Genomic DNA, 20,307 nt, shown 5'->3' with positions numbered 1-20,307 from the left:
TCCTTGTGCGGCTTATATCGACTCATTTGTTTTCCTTTACGATGCCGCCGTCAAACGCGCGTTCCGTGCCGCCGGTGATGACTCTTTCACCCGGCCAGAGACCGGAGACGGCCTCGACACTGCCGCCTCCTACGGGCCTACCGAGCCGTACGAGCCGGTAGAGCGCGGTCCCGTCCTCGCCCACCACATAAACGCCAGTCAGCTGCCCCTTTGAGACGATGGCGCCCTTAGGCACGGCCAGGGCCTCCCTTTCGCCCGTAGCGACAAGGAGGCGGGCGAAGAGCCCTGTACGGAGCCCATCTCCCTTGACCGAAGCCTTTACATTGAAAGTCCTCGTTAGCGGGTCCAGGGACGGCATCACCTCGGTTATAACCGCATCGTATTCTCCTTCAAGCGAATCCACCTTGGCCCTGGCCGCATCTCCGGGCCGTATCTTTCCGGCAAGCCTTTCTATTATGGGAGCCTCTATAACGAAAGCGGAAGTATCCTCGACCACCAGCAGTGGAACGCCGGGCAAGGCCATGCTGCCCTCGTCTATCATCTTTTTCGAGACGACGCCGTCGAGAGGGGATGCGACCTTCGCGAAGCCCCTCGTTATTTCGGCTTCACGCGAGAGCGCCCGCGCCCTATTTACGGCCTCTTCCATGCGCTCGTATTCCAGTTTTGCGGTCTCCCTCTGCATCGAAACGGTCTCGAACTCGTGGAGGGATACGGCCTTCGCTTCGTGGAGCGCGCCGTACCTCCGGTACGCGGCATCCGCAAGCTTCATCCTTTCGCGCGCGGCTTGAAGGCCCTTTTCCGCCTCGCCGAGGCCGGCCCTGGCAGCCGCCTCTCTTTGCGAGGTGTCGCTGTCCTCTATGGTGAGGAGGACCTGGCCCTTCCTGACCGTATCCCCTTCGCGCACATTTATCGAAGCGACTTTTCCCATGGCCCTGGAGGAGACCTCGCTTACTGTCGCGGCCTTTATCGTGCCCGGCGCCTCGTATATATCCGTAACCGGCTCGCGCGATACTTCGAGGACCGTAATGCCGGCGATCTCGCCCCTTTGAACGCCGCCATTCTCCGAGGCGGTCTTTTCCCCGCAGCCCGCGAGGGCAAGGGCGAGGATGGGAACGACAAGAGCCATTTTCATTTCAGCCTACTCCTCTCTAAGGTCTTCAAGCAGCGTCCCGGCCTGGAAGCTGAGGTTAAGGAGCGCCGTCGAGAGCGCGTTTTTTCTCATCACCCGGTCGGCCCGCGCGCCTTCAAGGCTCAGCCTGGCATCCAGCAGGTCTATAATTGGCGAGAGCGAGTTTTCATACCGTAGCCTCACGAGACGCTCGCCTTCCTCCGCGCTCCGGAGCGCCGCCTCCGATAGCTCGAGATTTTTTTTTGCCTCCTCGACACTCAGCCACGCCTCGTGCACGCTGAAGACCGCCGTTTTCCTGAGCCCCTCGAGCCGGTGGGCCGCCTCGTTCGCCAGGTGGCTGGCTTTTTTGGATTCATGGCTCCTGAGTCCTCCGTCGAAGATGTTCCATCTGAGGAACGCGGAGACCTGCCAGCTTTCTCCTTCGGCGCCGAATGGTGCCCTGTGGTCGTTGAGGAAATAAGCGCCGCCTACTCCTATCATCGGGTAATAGCCGGACCGGGCAAGCTCTACGGCGTTCCCGGCGTTATCGCGCCTCCGGGACATGGAGCTCAAGTCGCTCCTCCTGGCTGAGGCCGTAAGGTAATAATCGAGCTCCTTCAGTGCCGGGGCCTCTACTTCGTCTGCGGTGACGATCTCCCCTTCAAGGCCGAGGAGCAGCCCGAGGGCCCTCCTCGCGACCCTTAGCTCCTTTCCCGCCGTGACGAGCCTCTGCTCTGCCTCGACAACGCCTGTCCTTGCCCTCAGTACGTCCGAGAGAAGGCCAAGCCCCGAGCCGTATCGGGCCTCGGCAAGCCTCAGGTGCTCCCTTGCGTCCTCCAGCCCCTGATCGGCAACGCGCGCGAACTCCCTTGCTGTATTTACGAGAAGGTATGTAGACCCTATCTCGAATGCGGCCGCCTCCCTCTTCCCCTCAAGCTCATCCTTTCTGGCAGAATACTCCTCTTTCGCCATCCGTAGCCCTATTCCAGCGCCCCTTAAATAAAGCGGCTGTTCGAAAGATATTGACGTCTGGAAATCGTTTATCGCATCGGGGCTGTTGAGCGATGTTATCGCGAAGTCGTCCTGGGCGAACCGCTCTTGGTTAAGCTTGGAGGAGAAGGCGAAGGTCGGGTTAGTGGTCCTCATGAAGCGCTCTTCGAGCGCTATCTTCGGCAGGAGCGCGCTCCTTGCGATGCCGATATCCTCCCTTGCGGCCTCGGTTGAGCTTGCCGCGGCCTTGAGGCCGGGGTTTTCCCTCAAGCCCAGCTCAATGGCCTGCTTAAGGGTGATTGCACCCTCTGATGCGAGCGCGCCCGCAGAAGAAAGGATTATGAAGAATGCAACTGAAAGCATGGTCTTCGGCATAGGCAGACCCGCGGATTTAAGTTGGACTGAGACGCGGGGCAGGGAGGTGCCCCTTAAAAAAAATCAGGCCTGGCAGCAGTCTTTTACCCCGAGCATCTTAAGAAAACTCATCATTGGGCACCAGTTGGTAAAAGATGACTGGGCGAGGTTAAGCCCCACGAAGGCAGTGAAAAGAAGCCAGTACTCGGAGTGGAGCACTGACAAAAACAGGGAAAGCAGGATGAATACTCCGGCTATGAGTCTCAGGTATCTTTCAACCGTCATAAGAGCCTCCTTTAGCGGTGTTTCTCTTTTTTAATGCTCACGGCGAGCTTTTCGTTTTCCTCAAGCTGATCGAGGAGGACCGCCTTCATGAGCGAACATGCCTCAATTATCTTGGGATTGTTTATGCGGTAGTAGATGTTCGCGCCTTCCCTCCTGGCGGTGACGACCCTCCTCTGGCGGAGCACTGCAAGGTGCTGCGATACGTTCGCACTGGTCGCGGCGAGCCTTTCGACTATCTCGGCGACCGGGAGCTCGCCGTCCCTCAGGGCGTTGATTATCTCGAGCCGCTTCGGGTTCGCCAGCGTCTTGCATATCTCTGCCTGGAGCTTGAAGACTTCCTTTTTCATATTTGCATTATTGCGAAATATCGAAATTATGTCAAGAGGTAAGTTGCCGCCTCATCCGGGCAGGGTGCTTCAAGTATAATACATGCCCACATAAGACTCCGAGTCCGGTTGTTTTGGATGTGTTGACATAAATCATTTTGTTTTATGAGCGGCCTGCTAAAATCGGAGCTGTCTTTGGCTCGACTTTGCGGGAGAGAAAGGCCTTGGGAAAAAGCACGGCATTCATGCTCATCATAGTCGGCGCGCTCGCAATCAACCTGGGCACGCTCTGCAAGAATACCGGTCTTGCGGACCACCCGGGGGCGGCCTCGCAAGAGGTCCATGGGAAGGTCGAGATAGGCTCGCATGGCCCGCATAGGGCGGACCCCCATGAGGGATCTTCGAATAGGGGCAATAGAAATTACTCCGCTCCGCTTGTCCAAAGCGCGTACGCCGATTGCGACCACCAGACCGTCCATTGCGACTTCAACCTCGGGCGTACCGCTTCAGAGCCAGGGCAGCCTGGCCAAGCCGCGCCTCTAAAGGTGGTAGACCAGTCTTTCGCGAGTATTGCACCAGTCCCACAGGACAGGCCTCCCTGCATCTCAGTATAGAAAAAACCGGGTAAGGAAATTTTTATAGGGCGACGGAGTTTCGCGCCTGCCAGGCTTGATTTGCGCCTGAAAAGGGGCCAGGAGAGTGGTTTTCGGGCCCATGGGACGCCATGGCCCGCATAACTTCCTTAAAGGCCATTAAGATAAGGAGAAGGGAACGATAATGACCAAGATGTCGGCAAGAAACATGTTCATCGTGGCGACTGTCGTAGTGACGGCTGTTTTCCTCTACCTCACCTACCTGTCCCACGCGGCCTTCACCGCAATGACGAACCCTGAGGATATCACCCCCCAGGTGGCGCACGGCAAGGAGGTCTGGGAGAAGCACGCGTGCATCAATTGCCACACGCTCCTGGGGGAGGGGGCATATTACGCGCCTGAGCTCGGAAATGTGATCGAGAGGCGCGGCGAGCCTTTTCTCCGGACCGTCCTTGAGACCACGGCAGTTGAGGGCTGGGGCGGGACCAGGAGGATGCCTCGTTTCGACCTTTCCGCGGAGGACATAGACAGCCTCGTCGAGTTCTTCAAGTGGATGAACCGGGTGGACACGAACAACTGGCCCCCGAACAAGGAAGGCTAACACCTGGCGGATTCGGCAGATCGTGTAGAAAAAAGATAAACAGGAGACGAGTCGATGAAATACCAGTTCGAGTCACAACGGGTCAGCTACCCTTACTTCGTGGCTGCCATGCTGCTCTTCGGAGCGCAGATAATCTTCGGGCTCCTTATCGGCGCCCAGTATCTCTGGCCGGACCTTCTTTTTCCGGCAATCCCCTTCAATATCGGCAGGATGATACACATAAACCTGCTCGTAGTGTGGCTCATATTCGGCTTCATGGGCGCGGCCTATTATCTTTTGCCCGAGGAGGTCGAAGGCGAGATATACAGCACCAAACTGGCAATGGTCCAGTTCTGGCTCTTCCTCGCTGGGGGTGCTGCCGCCATAGTGGGCTACCTCTTCAGGTGGCATGACGGGAGGGAGTTTTTGGAGCAGCCTACCCTCATAAAGATAGGCATAGTCATAGTGGTCCTGATGTTCATCTATAATATGATAATGACCATGATCAAGGGGAGGCGGAGGACGAGCATCTCAATAGTCCTCCTCATCGGCTTTCTAGGGCTCGCGGTCTTCTATCTCTTCGCCTTTTACAAGCCGGCGAACATGACAGTAGATAAGTATTACTGGTGGTGGGTGGTCCATCTCTGGGTCGAGGGCGTATGGGAGCTCATAATGGCCGCTTTCCTGTCGTTCCTCCTGATAAAGCTCACGGGCATAGACCGCGAGGTCGCGGAGAAGTGGCTCTATGTCATAATCGGCCTCACGTTCCTTACGGGCATCATAGGCACGGGCCACCACTACTACTGGATAGGCACCCCGGCTTTCTGGCAGACCTGGGGCGCGTGGTTTTCGGCCATAGAGGTTCTGCCCTTCGCTGCGATGGTGGCCTTCAGCTTCAAGATGGTCAGCAAGCGCGCCCGCCAGCACCCGAACCGCGCTGCCGTGCTCTGGACCGTAGGCGCGGCCGTGCTGAGCTTCCTTGGCGCCGGGGTATGGGGCTTCATGCACACTCTTCCGCAGGTCAACTTCTACACGCACGGCACGCAGATAACGGCGAGCCACGGCCACCTCGCGTTCTACGGCGCATACGCCGTCATCGTCCTTGCGATGGCGAGCTACGCGGTCCCGAACTTGAGGAAAGCGACCGGCATAATAACCCACCAGAAGCAGGAAGTTTTCGCCTTCTGGACCATGGCAATCTCGATGGTCTTCATAGCGCTCGCGCTTACCGGGGCGGGGATAGTCCAGGTGTATCTCCAGAGGGTGCTCGGCATCTCCTATATGGAAACGCAGGCGTACATGGGCGTATTCTACGGCATTAGGCTCTTCTTCGGAGTGACCTTTGCCATAGGGCTCGTCGTTTACCTCTACGACTTCTTTTTCCCGGGTAGGTCCAAGTCCCTTAACGTGGCATGAACGGGAGCAAGGAAATGGGCAATTCTGATATAAGGGAGGCGCAGGCGAAAGCCTGCGCCTCCTCTAAAGAGCCGTACTACAGACCCCTTGGCCGTGAAATAGAGATATTCGAGGCCGCTTACAAGTCGAAGATGGCAGTGCTTCTAAAGGGGCCGACCGGGTGCGGCAAGACCCGCTTCGTTTCGCACATGGCATGGAGGCTCGGGCTTCCGGTCCATACGGTCGCCTGCCATGACGACCTCACGAGCTCGGACCTCGTCGGGCGATACCTCATAAAGGGGCGCGAGACCGTATGGATGGACGGCCCGCTTACCACCGCCGTCCGGGGCGGCGGCATCTGCTACCTTGACGAGGTGGTGGAGGCGCGAAAAGACACTACCGTAATACTCCATCCCCTTTCGGACGACAGGCGCGTCCTTTCGGTTGAGAAGACGGGCGAGGAGATCCATGCCCCGGATAATTTCATGCTGGTCATATCATATAACCCTGGCTACCAGCACATATTGAAGGACTTGAAGCCGTCGACGCGCCAGAGATTCATCTCGCTCGAGTTCGATTACCCGCCCGAGGAGGTCGAATCAGAGATAGTCGCGATGGAGAGCGGGCTCGACGCGGAGCTTGCGGGCAAGCTCGTCCGCGCCGGGCGGAGGATGAGGAAGCTCGTGGACTCCGGGCTTGAGTCGCCTCCGGGCACAAGGCTCCTGGTGCACGCGGCCGCCCTTATAAATCAGGGGCTTTCGCCTGAGGAGGCTTCCGAGGCGGCGATTGTAAGGCCGGTCACAGATGATCTGGAGCTCCATAAGGCGATGATGGATATACTTAAGGCATCGTTTTAAAATTGACCTTTTCCCCGGACTCTGCGTCAAGCCGGAAATAAAAATGCTCACATATTCAAATATGTGCTCCGCTTTTTATTCCCGGTTTTCCGGGAAAAGCGGAAAAATCTCTAATTTTAGAATTGCCCTTAATTGACGCACGCGGCAGGCCACTCAATGGAACATCTCATCGGAAAAGGCGTGGACAAGGCCATCCAGCTCATCCACCGGAGGCGCATGGAGGCCTGGAAGGGCGAGGGCGCGCCTTTTGTCATGGAAGGCAACCGGAGGAGGTTTGCGGCGGTCGCTTCGATGATAGCCGGGCGCGAGCTCGAGGCCGCGGACATAAGGGGAGATACGCCTCCGCGGCCCTACTGGCCGGTCCTCTATAAGATTGCGCACCCGGCACTTCTCCCTGAGCACGGGTTCGGCTGGTCAGACGGGGAGACGCTTTTTTTTCCGGTCTCTGTGGTGGAGATGCCCGACGAGGCCGCGAGGGAGGGGATGGCAAGGGCGCTCCTCTTCTTCCTCTCCTTTCAGGTGAGCCGGGGCACGCTCGATATTGCCTTCAAAAACCGTTCCTTGCTATCATCCGACCGCCTCACTGCCGACCTTTTCTGGATAATCGAGAACGCGAGGCTTCACAATGAGATACTCGCGGAGTATCCGGGCGTATTGAGGGAATGGGCCGGGCTCGCGGGCTATCTCCTTGAAAAAAGGCCGTCCGCCAAGTACCTTAACAAGGCCGAGGAAAAGGCAGAGGAGTTCCTTAAAGAGGTGCTCGAATCGACTTTTTCGGTTTCAACCGCAGACGCCCGTTTCGGTTCCCGGAGCGCCGGGGAGAGCCTCCGGCTCGCTATCGAAATGAAAAAGAAGTGGAAGGCCGAAGGGATAAAGACAGGGCAATACAGGGCTATCGTCCCGTTTTTCCCCTGGGGGAAGCTCATCCCGGAGAGGATCAAAGACGGCGGCTCATCTTCTTTCAAGGCCGGTAATGACGCGAGCGCCGCCCCGACCCCGGCAGGGGATGAAAGGGCCCCTGAGAAAGAAGGGCCCCGGAAGGGCTCCAGATACGCGGCGCGGACCGAAAAGGTCGACGAGAAGGAGAACGAGAACGGCCTCACGCTCAACATCTACGACAAGATAATCACCTGGGCCGAATTCGTGAACGTGAAGAGGCCCTTTGACGACGACCCAGAGGAAGACCCCGGGAAAAAGGCGGACGAGTGCGAGGAGCTGACGACTGCCTCCCTTGAAAGGACGACGGCGAACACCTTTAACGCCGAGCTTGAAAAAGCTGACGGGTACTCCGGGGCCGAGGAGCAGGAGGCTGACCCGGTCGAGGAGTCTTTTTACTACCCTGAATGGGACTACAAGAGGCGCATCTACAGGCCCGATTACTCCCGCCTCGTGGAGGCCCCTGCCCAAGGAGAGGACGCGGGCTTTTCGGATAGGGTGCTGAGCGAAAAGCGCGGGCTCATACGGGAGGTGACGAGGAGCTTCGAGATGGTATCCCCTTCCGTAAGGCTAATGGGCCGCCAGGCCGAGGGTACTTCCATCGACCTCAATGCGGCCGTTGACGCTATTGCCGACCTCGAAGCCGGGCGCACGCCGGACGACAGGCTCTATTCCGCCTACGTAAGGACCGAGCGCGACATCTCGGCTCTGTTCCTGGTGGACTTGAGCATGTCCACCGACGGATGGGCTGGAGGATCAAAAATAATTGACCACGAAAAGGAATCGCTCGTCATACTCTGCGAGGCAATGAAGAAACTTCGGGACAGGTACGCGATATACGGCTTCTCGGGCAAGTCCCGGAAGGGCTGCCGCTTCTTTCGCGTAAAAAGCTTTAAGGAGAGCTACGGCGAGGCGGTAAAAAAGAGGATAGGCGGGCTCATACCCTATTCCTATACCCGGATGGGGCCGGCCGTAAGGCACGCGAAAGGAATACTCGGCGGCGAGAAGGCTCGGACAAAGCTCCTCTTTATTCTCTCGGACGGCAAGCCCAACGACGTGGACGTATACGAGGGGAGGTACGGCCTCGAGGATACGAGGATGGCGATAAAGGAGGCAGAGAAAGAGGGTATCACGCCTTTTTGCCTTACAGTGGACACTGGCGCATCCGACTACCTGCCGAGGGTCTTCGGGCGGGGGAATTACGCGGTCCTTCCCGGTGTGGACATGCTCGCAAAGAAGCTACCGGAGCTCTACGCGAGAATAATCCACAAGCTCTGATACCGGGTCCTCCGGGCAAACGACAGCGTCCGGGTGCCCTGAACGAAAGACACCCGTACCTGCATTTATTTTGAATTATTCTATCTTCTGGTGAAGGTCTTACAGATAGCCTCGCCGCCGTTTGTCGCTACATTTATTCCATCCGCGTAACACTCAAGGTCGGTGTTGAACTTGCAATCGTCCATCTTGCAGGCCCCTACGCCGCCGGTCAGGCTTTTTATGCCGCCCTTCTGATGCCTGTGAAAGGTATCGCACCTTGCCGCCTCAGAGTTGCCGACGGTTATTGCTATTGCATGGCAGTTCCTGTCGATGTTGTAAGCGCACTCGGTAACCTCGCAGGCCTTTACTTTCGGCATATCGGTGCATGATTTTATCGGCTTTGCCATTTGTGTCCCTCCTTTTTGGAATATCCCTCTATATTAATGAATATAAACCGCGGTTTTTTTTTGTCAAACCGAGGGGACGCAGGGAGGCTACAAGGTGCCCAAAGTCACATAAAAAGAGGAAGGATTATAGAAGAATAAACCGGGAGCTGGTCTTAAAGACCGCAGGGCCGGGGCACACATGCTTTTTTGGCGCGAAAAGTCTTATAACAGGGAGAGGTGCCTCGCGGCTGCCGCAAAGGCGCAGGCTGGGGGAAGGCTTAAAAGGGCTGTCGGCCATTATAAGAGGGTCCTTGAGGCGGACCCGGACGATTACCTTGTTCATGCCAAGGTGGCCCCGCTGCTTGCGCGCATGAAGAATTTCGAGGAGGCCTGGATGAGTTTCAAGATAGCCGGTTCAAGATACCTCGCCGCCGGTTTCAGCCAGAAGGCGATTAGCATGTATTCGCAGGCTGCCAGGTTCATGCCGAGGAACGCCGAGGTGTGGGAGACGATGGCTTATGTATATGAAAGGCAGGGCAAAAGGGCCGAGGCGATGCACACCCTTTTCAGCGGGCACCGCTTCTTCAGGAACGGGCCTGAAAGGGGAAAGGCCGTAAGCATGCTGAGGAAGGCCTTTGAGCTCGACCCCTGGAATTTCGAGGTCACGATGGAGCTGTCGAAGCTCTTAAGGAAGACAGACCCCGTCGAGGCGATGGGCCTTATGGAGGGGCTCTCTACTCGCGTCAGGGGCCGGGAGTTGAGGAAGGTCCGCTCGGCCATGTTCTTGGCGCAGCCTGGACTATCAACGGCGTGGAGGTGGATAAAGGCCGTTTGGCCGGGGAGCATGTAGGTTTTTTCTCTTTTATAGATTCAAATTTATAGATTCAAATGGAACGGGGCAGCTAATTTGCTGCCCCGTTCCATTTTGTGCGGAAACAAAATAATTCATTAACCCGACCTGCGTGGCTGTGCTTTTCCAATTAAAGATAATCATATATCTTAAGCCGCCGCACCATGAATGAACTTGAATCCACGGCAATGAAACCGGATCAGGGGAGGGGGCGAGTGTAAAGTAATCCGACAGTAGCGTAGGCCTCTGAAGCGATACAAGGAATAAATCTCTATATTAAATGGGGAATTAGGCTTGGGACATGCCCAGGCCTTTTTTCATTTCGCCTCAAAGCTTGTTTATGCCGACAGGATTAACTCTATAACTCTTCGATTTATAAGGCCGTTCAATGTCGAATAGCCCTTTTCGACAGGGAATTTATGGTGTCCATATTCTTTACATTTTATGCATGCTGGTTCACGCGCAATTTGCGAACTTTTATAAAAACAGACACTTAGGAACGGACCGGAAAGGTTTGGCAAGGTGTTTGCGTAGACAGTGGGGCCGAGAATGTGCGGAGGTGAAAATCACGATGAAAAAATTTATTTTCAAAGCTGCCGCGCTTGGGCGCTCACTGCACATTTACCGGGGACGGCGGATAGCCGTTCTGCTCAGTGTCCTGATCGTTTCAGTATTCGTTTATGCTTTGTCAGGGTCTGCGGCCGTTCCGATGATAAAAGAGACTTTATCGAAAAAGACATCAGGTGAAGACATAGAAGCACAGAGCAGGCTTGATGAGGAGATGCGTTACTGGGGAGGCCTGGTCGCGGCGATGAACCCGTCCCTCACTAGCTCCGAGGCGGACGAGATAGGCAGGGCCGTCCTGAAATACAGCGGCGAGTACGGGCTTTCGCCAAGGCTCATCGTGGCCGTCATCATGGTAGAATCGAGCGGCAGGGTATCTGCCGTGAGCCCCAAGGGGGCGAAGGGGCTCATGCAGGTGATGCCGTTCTGGAAAAAAGAACTGGGCATCGAGGGCACGCTTTTCGATATCGACACGAACATAGGGGCCGGCGCTCATATCCTTGCTCAATATATCAACCGCTACGGGTTCGAGGAGGGGATAGCCCGGTATTACCGCGGGAGCCTTCCCGTGAGCGGGGACGCCTATATCGGTAAGGTGCAAAAGGCAATGGAGTCTATCGGTTAAAGCGTTTGCCAGGACGCCTTCGAAATCAGTGCTGAATTTGACACGCGTTCAGTATGGTATATCCTTTTCTGTAGGGGCATTTTAAACAGAAAAGGAGCGCGATCATGGCCAGATATCATACCGTATCAAGGTTCGTTGCAGCTTTCATTCTCGTAGCCATTCTGAGCGCCTGCGCCGCGACCGAAACGACAAGGACCGCGGGAGAGACCGTAGACGACTCGACGATAACTTCGCGTGTAAAGGCCAACCTCCTGCAGGACGAGGCGTTGCGGGCGCTCCAGATAGACGTGGACACCTACAGGGGCGTCGTCCAGCTGAACGGGTTTGTGAACACCAGTGAAGACGCCAGAAGGGCGGCCGAGATAGCCAGGGAGGTCCCGGGCGTCGTCTCGGTGCAGAACAACCTGCAAACACCGCCCCCGCCGAGAGGATAGGGCGTTATTTTTTTTGAGGAGTTTAACAAAAAGGGGCAGCCAATTGGCTGCCCCTTTTTTTGCGCGGAGAAATTTAAGTTGTCGGGTTACGCTTTGCTAACCCGACCTACGAGGCTGGTTGCATTATGCGCTAATTCCCCTTTAGCTTGCTCACGTTTACTCCAGAAGATAGGCTAAAGCATCAAGGACTGAAGCTGAGGGAACGTGCACGGTGTCATTTAATAAGGCATATGCTCGCGCAGTTCAAGACAGTAATGTACGGTTGACTGTGCCCACCGTTATCAAATCAATTGGGTATTTGGTGCCGGAGGCGGGGGTCGAACCCGCACGGGGGGATACCCCACGGGATTTTGAGTCCCGCGCGTCTGCCAGTTTCACCACTCCGGCATGAGATGGACTGAAAGGAAATTCACCGGGAAAAATATCATAGCGCCTGTTTAGTGTCAACGCGAATGTCCGGGGCAGGGCGGCCGGGCCCCGGTGCGTCCCCTATATATAATGATGCGGCCCGGAGTCCGGTAAAATAACGGGCTAGGTCAGAAGGGGGCAATTTAATTCCCCCGGCCACCCTTTAGGGAAAGGGGGACTGTCCTTAACCCCCGCCCGGCCTCCCCCGTCGAGGGGAGGGGCAAATCCCCCCAAAAAACCACAGTCCTCCCCTATTGACTTCAAAACCCGTTTTGATATATTGGCGTGAATGAAAATCGCCGTCATAATCCCGGCCAGGTACGCCTCCACCCGCCTGGAAGGAAAGCCCCTTGCTGACATAAACGGAAAGCCGATGGTCTGGCGGGTATACGAAAGGGCGATGGCGGCGGGCCTCCCGAGTGAGATTTCCGTTGCTACCGACGACAGGAGGATCCTGGACGCGGTCCATTCCCTCGGCGGGAGGGCTGTCATGACCTCGGCCTCGCACTCATCGGGCACGGACAGGGTGGCCGAGGCCGCCCTTTCAACCGACGCCGAAATAATCGTAAACCTCCAGGGGGACGAGCCCCTTATGGACCCCCGCTGCATAGACGCCGCGATCCGCCCCATGCTCGACGACCCGGAAGTCCGTATCTGCACTCTCAAGACGAGGATAACAATCGAAGAAGAGTACCGGAACCCGAACGCGGTCAAGGTGGTGACGGACAGGGACGGAAACGCCCTCTATTTTTCCCGGAGCCCCATCCCCTGCGGACGCACTCCGTTCAAAGAACTTCATTCCCCGCCCTATAAGCACATAGGGCTTTATGTTTACAGGCGGGACGCGCTATTCGAGTTCACGCGGCTTGAATCCTCTCCGCTTGAGAATACCGAGATGCTCGAGCAGCTCCGCGCCCTTGAGAACGGGCTCAGGATAAAGGTCGTGGAGGTCGATTATAATCCCGTCTCCGTGGATACCCCCGAAGACCTGGAAAAAGTGCGCGGGTTGATAAAAATAAATGGCTGAAGCCGTAAAAAGTAGTTCAAATCGACAGTGGTTTCAGGTTATAGTATCGCTTTAATCCAATACAGTCCCTTCTGTTGCCAATGAGCGAGCATAAAAAACAATCCAAGACAAAGTACATTTTCGTTACCGGGGGTGTCGTCTCCTCCCTGGGGAAGGGCCTTGCGAGCGCGTCCATCGGCGCGCTCCTCGAATCGCGCGGCCTCACAATTACGCTACAGAAGCTCGACCCATATATAAATGTAGACCCCGGCACCATGAGCCCCTTCCAGCACGGCGAGGTTTTCGTGACCGACGACGGCGCCGAGACGGACCTCGACCTCGGGCATTACGAGAGGTTCACGAACGCGCGGCTCTCCCGTAGGAACAACTTCACCACGGGCCAGGTCTACGACTCCATCATACAGAAGGAGAGGCGGGGCGACTACCTCGGCTGCACCGTCCAGGTAGTTCCGCATGTGACGGACGAGATAAAGGGGAAGATACTCGCAATCGGGAACGGCGTCGATATCGCGATTATCGAGATCGGCGGCACCGTCGGCGACATAGAGTCGCTACCCTTCCTTGAGGCGATAAGGCAGCTCCGGTTCGACCTCGGGAAAGAGAACGTCCTTTACGTTCACCTCACGCTCCTTCCTTATATAGCCACGGCCCACGAGGTAAAGACCAAGCCCACCCAGCACAGCGTGAACAAACTCCGTGAGATAGGCATCCAGCCCGACATACTCCTTTGCCGCTCTGACAGGGCCCTTACGCCGGAATTGAAGGGCAAGATCGCGCTTTTCTGCAACGTCGACAAGGACGCGGTCATCTCCGCCGAGGACGTTAAATGCATCTACGAGGTGCCTCTCGTCTTCCACAGCCAGTCGCTTGACGAAAAGATAGTAAAGCTCCTCAATATCTGGACCCGCTCCCCGAAGCTGGAGGACTGGGAGGCTCTCGTAAAGAGGGTCGCAAGCCCGAAGCACGAAGTAACGATAGGCATAGTCGGCAAATACGTGAACCTGCAGGACTCGTACAAGAGCCTCCACGAGGCGCTTATACACGGCGGCATAGCCGCGAACTGCAAGGTCAGCATGCGCTACATAGACTCCGAGGAGATAGAGAAGAAGGGCCCGCAGGCGCTCTTGAAGGGTGTTGACGGCATACTCATCCCCGGCGGCTTCGGCGGAAGGGGGGTCGAGGGGAAGATCGCCTCGATCAAATACGCCCGCGAATCCAGAATGCCCTTCTTCGGCATATGCCTCGGCATGCAGGTGGCGATAATCGAGATAGCGCGCGGGCTGGCTTCGATGAAGTTCGCTAACTCCTCGGAGTTCGACCCGGAAACGCCTTATCCGGTAGTCCACATAATGGAGGCCCAGCGGGCCGTGAACGCAAAGGGCGGCACCATGAGGCTCGGGGCCTATCCCTGCGTCATAAAGAGGGGCACCAGGGCGCACGCGGCCTACGGCTCTACGGAAATTAGCGAGCGCCACAGGCACCGCTTCGAGGTGAATAATTCTTACAGGGACGAGCTTGAGAAGGCCGGGGTCGAGTTCAGCGGCCTTTCGCCGGACGGCCAGCTCGTCGAGATAATGGAATACAAAAACCACCCCTGGTTCGTGGCCTGCCAGTTCCATCCGGAGTTCAAGAGCAGGCCGATGGACCCGCACCCGCTATTCAAGGGCTTCGTAAAGGCGGTTTTGGCTGAAAAGCTCCATGCCGCCAAAGGCGGCAAGGCCCCACGGAAGAAACCGGCGCCCCGCAAGGCGAATTCGAAAAGACAGGTCCACCTGAATGAAGCGGATAGGTCTTAAGGACTTCGCCATAGGCGAGGGGCTTTTCTTCATCCTCGGCCCCTGCGTAATAGAGAACGAGGCAACTACCCTCCGGACAGCCGAGGCGCTTAAGCGCATAACCGCCGAGATCAAGGTCCCCTTCGTATTCAAATCGTCCTACGACAAGGCAAACAGGACTTCCGTCTCTTCCTTCCGGGGACCCGGCATAAAAGAGGGGCTTCGCATATTAAAGAAGGTGGGGGAAGAGTTTAATCTCCCCATACTCACGGACGTCCATTCCCCCGAGGAGGCGGAAGAGGCAGCCCAGGTCGCGGACATACTCCAGATACCCGCCTTCCTCTGCAGGCAGACCGACCTCATAGTCGCGGCCGCGCGAACCGGGCGCGTCATCAATATAAAGAAGGGGCAGTTCATGTCCCCCAAGGACATGCTGAACCCCGTTAAAAAGGCCCTCTCGGCCGGGAACGGCAATATATTCCTTACCGAGCGCGGCACGAGCTTCGGATACAACAACCTCGTCGTGGATTTCAGGTCCATACCCATAATGAGGGGCTTCGGATACCCGGTGGTATTCGACGCGACGCACAGCGTGCAGTCGCCCGGAGGCATGGGCGCGTCTTCCGGGGGAGACAGGGCAATGGCCATCCACCTTGCCAGGGCCGCCGCCGCTGTCGGCGTGGACGGTTTCTTCTTCGAGGTGCACCCCGAGCCGGACAAGGCCCTTTGCGACGGCCCGAACTCCATAGCCTTGAAGGACGTCTCCGGCCTTCTCAAGGAAGTCGTCGAGATTGACAGGGCTATTAATAAAGAGGCGCTGGCACAAGTATAGTCTGAAAACCTGCTTTTTATCATTTTAAAATCCGCTCGCTTGATTAAAATGAGAATGCCTGATCCACCGGTCCCCATCAGAGGGAGTTTGTAACGAGCCATATGCTGACCAAGGACGCCATAGAGACCGCGAAAAGGGTGCTCGCCATCGAGGCCGAGGCCGTGAGGGCGCTTATCGGGAGGCTTGACGACGACTTCACCAGGGCCGTTGACATCATCTGCGCCGTAACCGGCAAGGTCGTGGTCTCAGGCATGGGCAAATCCGGCATCATCGGGCAGAAGATAGCCTCCACTCTCGCCTCCACCGGCACGCCGTCCTTTTTCCTCCACCCGGCCGAGGGCGTCCACGGGGACCTCGGGATGCTCATGAAGACCGACGTCCTCATAGCCATCTCGAATTCCGGCGAAACCGAGGAGCTTACAAAGATAATACCCATCGTAAAGAGGATGGGGCTTAAGATGATAGCCATGACCGGGCGGAAGGACTCGACCCTTGCCCGGCACGGCGACGCCGTCCTCGACGTGGGTGTGGCCGAGGAGGCCTGCCCGCTCGGGCTCGCGCCCACGGCCTCGACCACGGCCACGCTCGCCATGGGCGACGCGCTCGCCGTGGCCCTCATAGAGAAGAAGGGATTCAAGGTCGAGGACTTCGCCGGGCTCCATCCTGCGGGAAGCCTCGGGAGGAAGCTCCAGAAAGTATCGGAGCTTATGCACAGCGGCGCGGCCATGCCTGGAGTCGGCCCCGGCGCCTCAATGAAGGACGCCATATTCGAGATGACCGCAAAGCGCATGGGCCTTACGGGCGTTTTCGAGGGCGAGAGGCTCGCGGGCGTCATAACCGACGGCGACTTAAGGAGGGCGCTTGAGAAGGGCTCGGACATAATGGGCCTTTCAGCCGGAGAGGTGATGCACAGGAACCCCAAGACCATACAGGGCGACTCGCTCGCGGAGGTTGCGCTCCGCATGATGGAGGAGCATTCGATAACCTCGCTTTTCGTCACGGGCGAGGACGGCGCCACTATCGGCGTCGTCCACATGCACGACTTATTGAAGGCCGGGGTGGTGTAGCGCGCATGTTTGTCATTTGCTTGGGGAGCTCTGATTAATTCTCTTTTTCCCTGTCATTGCGAGGAGTGAAACGACGAAGCAATCCCGTTTTAAAAGTAGATTGCTTCGGGACATGCGTCCCCCGCAATGATAATAAACGCGGCTTCGGTTCTCATTTTTACGATTTAATGTTTTTTTCAAGATTTTTTAACTAAAAAGCTTGACAGCATATTCGGGGTGTTGTATAAAGTCGTCAAAAATAAGCCAAAATCCCGACCAGGCCTTGCCGATTTAGGCGAGGAGTTCTTGAAGTCCAGTCTCAGTCAAGTCCATTAAGCCGTACCGTAGCGAGCAGAAGTTGGTATCGAACTAATGATGAAACTGCAAGCGGCTCCCGAAAAAAAGAAAACTCAAAACAAGAGCCGTTGGTGCCGCCGCGCGCACCCACGGATGGATTTAATACCGCAGGCAGGGTGCGCCGCGCGCACCAGAAAGAACCGGCAAGAGTCTCTTTAATATCTTCGCGCACCGTTGACGCTGAGCCCCAGGCGCATGTAAGTCATGCGCTTATATCGCAGAAGTGCAGTACTAACTCACACAGAAGAAGGAGGAAGAGACGAATGAAGAGAATCTTGTTGTCTGTTTTTGCGGCTGCGGTGACCGTGGCTTGGACGGCCCCCGCGAGTGCTGACGTAACATTTAACGGGGAGTACAGGGCAAGGGGTGAGTACAGGAACAACCAGGACTTCAACGACACTGATACTGTTGCAGACGATGATAACAGGGCGTTCATAGGCCAGAGGATCAGGCTCACGGCAAACGCCCAGGCCAGCGACGATGTCTCGGTAAAGATCACACTTCAGGACACGAGGCTTTTTGGCGCGGACGGTACTAACGGACTCCTCACGGACACTCAGCAGACCAATCAGCAGGTTGATATTCACGAAGCATACCTCAATGTAACCAACATCTTCGACACTCCTGTCAACTTCAGGATAGGCCGCCAGGAGCTCAACTACGGCGACCAGAGGCTCATCGGTTCCTTCGGCTGGTCGAATAACGCCAGGGCTTTTGAGGGCCTCAAGTTCAACTACGTGCAGGATGGCATAAATGTAGACCTCTTCAGGATGACACTCACTGAAACCACGTCAGCCACTGCCGGCAGCAACGATGACACCACCCTGACTGGCGTCTATGCCACCCTCGGCCAGCTGATCCCGAACAACACCCTTGATGTGTACCTCCTTAATGTTCACACAGGTGTAGGTGGCGGAACAATTGGTGACGAGCGCTACACAATAGGCGCCAGGCTCGCGGGCTCCGCAGCAGGCCTGGACTACACCGTCGAGTTCCCTTACCAGTTCGGTGAGGTATCGAACACGGTGGACATAAAGGCTTGGGCCCTTGCCGCGAAAGTAGGCTACACCATCCCCGGCGCTCCCATGAACCTCAGGATAGGCGCGGAGTATGACTACGCCACCGGCGATGACAACCCGAATGACAACGATAACGAGACATTCAACCAGCTCTTCCCGACCAACCACGGCCACTTTGGCATCGGCGATGTCGTGAACACCTGGTCTGATATCCAGGCCTGGAGCCTCAATGCCTCGGCCGATATCAGCGAGAAGCTCAGGGTGTATGTGGCGTATTGGAACTACACTGAGAACGAGGCCACCGGCGTCGACCACGGCAGCACCACCGGCGCTGGCGCTGACGACGAGCTCGGCAGCGAAATCGACCTCGTGGCCACCTACAAGTACAATAACAACCTGACCATCGAGGCTGGCGCAGCCCGCTTCATGCCCGGCGATGGTATAACCCCGGCTGGGACCTCTGACGATGACCAGGACTGGGCGTACCTCCAGATAACCGCAAAGTTCTAATCCGGTCGTCTGAATAAGCACAACCGAACGGGGCAGGCTTAAAAGCCTGCCCCGTTTTTTTTGTTCCTCCCCTCTTTCCTAAGGAAGGGACAGGGGAGAGATTAACCGATTGCAGTCATTGCGAGGCTCTTTAGCGCCGTGGCAATCTCATATTAATTCAGAAGTGCATGAGATTGCTTCGGGACTTGCGTCCCTCGCAATGACGGCAGTGTCATAACGCATTCATTGATATTCCCCCTACATCCCGCTTTAGAAAGGTAGGGAAATTGTTGCCCGAAAATTAATCAGGCCCGAGTATCAGGCCCCAATATCTGTTGACAACGGACCTCAACTGATATATCTGTAAGCTGATTTTAGCCAGCGCAGCCAGATGCTTTTCACCGGGGGGAGACATGAGGGGAGCCGCAAGAGGGACAAGCGCATCTGTATTCTTCCTTATACTAGGTATTTTCGTCCTTGCCTCGTGCGGCGGCGACGGCGACAGCGCCTCTGCGCCTGCCATTACATACGCCGGGCTTACCACCGAGGCGAGCATCACTGATTCTAATGCCGACGAGATATCCTCCACCTCCTTGCAGGGGAGCGGCCCCGGAACGCTCGGCGGGGTCGCGTCATTAAGCTCGGGCGCGTCAAATAAACAATCCGGCCACCAGCTCTATCTGGTTGTCTCCAGGCTCCTTGAGGAGATGGTGCGTAACAATGAGGCCTCTTCTTCAGCCGGGGACGCGAGGGCCATATACTCCAATACGTCGTACATCCCTGGCAATTGCCCCGGGAGCCCCGGATACGCTGTTTTTTACGAAAATATCAACACGCTTGACGGAAGCTACTACGGGACCATCTCCTTCGTCAGTTTCTGCTTTGACGGATATACATATTCGGGGAACGCAAGCTTTTCCGGACAGCTGGACTTTTATACGGCTTCTCTACAAAATCTCAGTTTCTCCCTGAACAATGTCGTCCTTACCACCCCCTGCGGCGATTCGCAGACCGTCGCAGGCGATATATTCTATGATTTCTCCGTGGTCCCGGCCCTTGTGGAGATGACCCTCCTTATCAAGGAAAACGGCAGCTCGACCGTATACCGGCTGGAAGACCTGAGCATGACCTTCAGGGACTACGATACTTATATCGAAGAGTCCATAACGGGAGGGCGTTTCTATCATCCCGACTACGGCTATATTACATATTCAACTCAGATCCCGCTCAGGTTTTACAACGGAAGCGATTGGCCCTCGAACGGCGTCCTCGTGCTTACCGGGGCTGATGCAGGAGGAGGGCCTACAAGGGCGCGGCTAACGGTCCTGTCGGATACGCAATACCGCATCGAAGCCGACACGGACGGGAACGGCCTGTACGAATACGATTCCGGGCCCCAGACCTGGGAGACTGATGCCTGCGAATAGCATATGTGCGTACATTAATATAATCCCCCCTACATCCCCCTTTGGAAAGGGGGAATGTAATCTACAAGGGTTGAATCCCCCGCTGCCTGCGGCGCGTATGTTTTTGACCCCTCCCCCTTTGATGGGGGAGGGAAGGGTGGGGGTGAAGAAATTTCACCCTCCCCCTTTATCCCCTCCCGCCTGATTAAACAATGGGGAGGGGAGGCTGTCAGGTTCAATTATTGACAAATACCCGGAATTGATATAAATTCTTGCGAGGTAAGTTGTTGCTGTCCGCGGACGGGTCCGCCCGTCGATTCATCGAGTCTTTCCATTTCCGCACTAAGCGGCCGTACGAAGCAGGGGCCCCCGGGCCAGTAAGAGTGTGTAACAGGGCGCGTACCGGCC

19 protein-coding genes and 1 tRNA gene are annotated in these 20,307 nt (G+C 56.5%); 14 read left to right on the top strand and 6 right to left on the bottom strand.

Annotation, left to right across the window (positions count from 1 at the left end; all coding sequences use genetic code 11):
* Positions 1–22: 22 nt before the first annotated feature.
* From K8I01_05180 to K8I01_05165, 4 genes are all read right to left on the bottom strand, one after another.
* Positions 23–1,132, bottom strand: a complete 1,110-nt coding sequence (locus tag K8I01_05180; GenBank protein ID MBZ0219805.1) for an efflux RND transporter periplasmic adaptor subunit — start codon at positions 1,130–1,132, stop codon at positions 23–25.
* A gap of 6 nt (positions 1,133–1,138) precedes the next feature.
* Positions 1,139–2,473: a TolC family protein gene (locus K8I01_05175; protein MBZ0219804.1), complete on the bottom strand. Its 1,335-nt coding sequence runs from the start codon at positions 2,471–2,473 to the stop codon at positions 1,139–1,141.
* A gap of 63 nt (positions 2,474–2,536) precedes the next feature.
* Positions 2,537–2,737 carry a DUF2892 domain-containing protein gene (locus K8I01_05170; protein MBZ0219803.1) on the bottom strand — a complete coding sequence of 67 codons (201 nt, stop codon included), beginning with the start codon at positions 2,735–2,737 and terminating at the stop codon, positions 2,537–2,539.
* 11 nt (positions 2,738–2,748) lie between these two features.
* Positions 2,749–3,084, bottom strand: coding sequence for a metalloregulator ArsR/SmtB family transcription factor (locus K8I01_05165; protein MBZ0219802.1), 336 nt, complete (start codon positions 3,082–3,084; stop codon positions 2,749–2,751).
* Positions 3,085–3,287: 203 nt separating this feature from the next.
* Here K8I01_05165 and K8I01_05160 point away from each other — a divergent pair, with 203 nt between their 5' ends.
* The 5 genes from K8I01_05160 to K8I01_05140 all read left to right on the top strand — a co-directional run bounded on the left by K8I01_05160 (position 3,288) and on the right by K8I01_05140 (position 8,702).
* On the top strand, positions 3,288–3,677 hold the full coding sequence (locus tag K8I01_05160; GenBank protein ID MBZ0219801.1) for a hypothetical protein: 390 nt from the start codon (positions 3,288–3,290) through the stop codon (positions 3,675–3,677).
* A 163-nt stretch (positions 3,678–3,840) separates the two neighbouring features.
* Positions 3,841–4,257, top strand: a complete 417-nt coding sequence (locus K8I01_05155) for a cytochrome c (protein MBZ0219800.1) — start codon at positions 3,841–3,843, stop codon at positions 4,255–4,257.
* Between the two features lie 54 nt (positions 4,258–4,311).
* A complete protein-coding gene (locus K8I01_05150) occupies positions 4,312–5,652 on the top strand; it encodes a cbb3-type cytochrome c oxidase subunit I (GenBank protein ID MBZ0219799.1) in 1,341 nt (446 codons plus the stop codon).
* Positions 5,653–5,666: 14 nt separating this feature from the next.
* Complete coding sequence (locus K8I01_05145; GenBank protein MBZ0219798.1) at positions 5,667–6,488, top strand: CbbQ/NirQ/NorQ/GpvN family protein; 822 nt, start codon at positions 5,667–5,669, stop codon at positions 6,486–6,488.
* Between the two features lie 156 nt (positions 6,489–6,644).
* Positions 6,645–8,702 (top strand): hypothetical protein, encoded by a 2,058-nt coding sequence (locus tag K8I01_05140; protein MBZ0219797.1) that lies wholly within the window; start codon positions 6,645–6,647, stop codon positions 8,700–8,702.
* Positions 8,703–8,782: 80 nt separating this feature from the next.
* On the opposite strand, the gene K8I01_05135 is transcribed toward K8I01_05140, so the two are convergent.
* Positions 8,783–9,058 (bottom strand): DUF1540 domain-containing protein, encoded by a 276-nt coding sequence (locus tag K8I01_05135; GenBank protein ID MBZ0219796.1) that lies wholly within the window; start codon positions 9,056–9,058, stop codon positions 8,783–8,785.
* A gap of 208 nt (positions 9,059–9,266) precedes the next feature.
* On the opposite strand from K8I01_05135, the gene K8I01_05130 reads away from it, so the two are divergent.
* The 3 genes from K8I01_05130 to K8I01_05120 all read left to right on the top strand — a co-directional run bounded on the left by K8I01_05130 (position 9,267) and on the right by K8I01_05120 (position 11,540).
* A complete protein-coding gene (locus K8I01_05130) occupies positions 9,267–9,917 on the top strand; it encodes a hypothetical protein (protein MBZ0219795.1) in 651 nt (216 codons plus the stop codon).
* Between the two features lie 709 nt (positions 9,918–10,626).
* A complete protein-coding gene (locus tag K8I01_05125; GenBank protein MBZ0219794.1) occupies positions 10,627–11,106 on the top strand; it encodes a transglycosylase SLT domain-containing protein in 480 nt (159 codons plus the stop codon).
* 104 nt (positions 11,107–11,210) lie between these two features.
* Positions 11,211–11,540: a BON domain-containing protein gene (locus K8I01_05120; protein MBZ0219793.1), complete on the top strand. Its 330-nt coding sequence runs from the start codon at positions 11,211–11,213 to the stop codon at positions 11,538–11,540.
* A gap of 299 nt (positions 11,541–11,839) precedes the next feature.
* Here K8I01_05120 and K8I01_05115 read toward each other — a convergent pair.
* Positions 11,840–11,927, bottom strand: a tRNA-Leu gene (locus K8I01_05115).
* Positions 11,928–12,237: 310 nt separating this feature from the next.
* Between K8I01_05115 and kdsB the strand changes: the two genes are divergently transcribed.
* The 6 genes from kdsB to K8I01_05085 all read left to right on the top strand — a co-directional run bounded on the left by kdsB (position 12,238) and on the right by K8I01_05085 (position 19,920).
* On the top strand, positions 12,238–12,975 hold the full coding sequence (gene kdsB, locus K8I01_05110) for a 3-deoxy-manno-octulosonate cytidylyltransferase (GenBank protein MBZ0219792.1): 738 nt from the start codon (positions 12,238–12,240) through the stop codon (positions 12,973–12,975).
* 80 nt (positions 12,976–13,055) lie between these two features.
* Positions 13,056–14,771 (top strand): CTP synthase, encoded by a 1,716-nt coding sequence (locus tag K8I01_05105; GenBank protein ID MBZ0219791.1) that lies wholly within the window; start codon positions 13,056–13,058, stop codon positions 14,769–14,771.
* Positions 14,752–15,582, top strand: a complete 831-nt coding sequence (gene kdsA / locus K8I01_05100) for a 3-deoxy-8-phosphooctulonate synthase (GenBank protein MBZ0219790.1) — start codon at positions 14,752–14,754, stop codon at positions 15,580–15,582. Before K8I01_05105 ends, kdsA begins: the two co-directional genes overlap by 20 nt.
* Before the next feature lie 101 nt (positions 15,583–15,683).
* Positions 15,684–16,649: a KpsF/GutQ family sugar-phosphate isomerase gene (locus K8I01_05095; protein ID MBZ0219789.1), complete on the top strand. Its 966-nt coding sequence runs from the start codon at positions 15,684–15,686 to the stop codon at positions 16,647–16,649.
* Positions 16,650–17,248: 599 nt separating this feature from the next.
* On the top strand, positions 17,249–18,514 hold the full coding sequence (locus K8I01_05090) for an alginate export family protein (GenBank protein ID MBZ0219788.1): 1,266 nt from the start codon (positions 17,249–17,251) through the stop codon (positions 18,512–18,514).
* A gap of 392 nt (positions 18,515–18,906) precedes the next feature.
* The gene (locus tag K8I01_05085) at positions 18,907–19,920 is read left to right on the top strand and encodes a hypothetical protein (GenBank protein ID MBZ0219787.1); all 1,014 of its coding nucleotides are present in this window, start codon (positions 18,907–18,909) and stop codon (positions 19,918–19,920) included.
* The last annotated feature ends 387 nt before the right edge of the window (positions 19,921–20,307 follow it).

Source organism: Deltaproteobacteria bacterium (assembly GCA_019912665.1).
Classification (GTDB): Bacteria; Desulfobacterota; GWC2-55-46; order GWC2-55-46; family GWC2-55-46; genus UBA5799.
The sequence above is the reverse complement of the archived record's forward strand: the minus strand, read 5'-3'. Positions and strand labels throughout refer to the sequence as shown.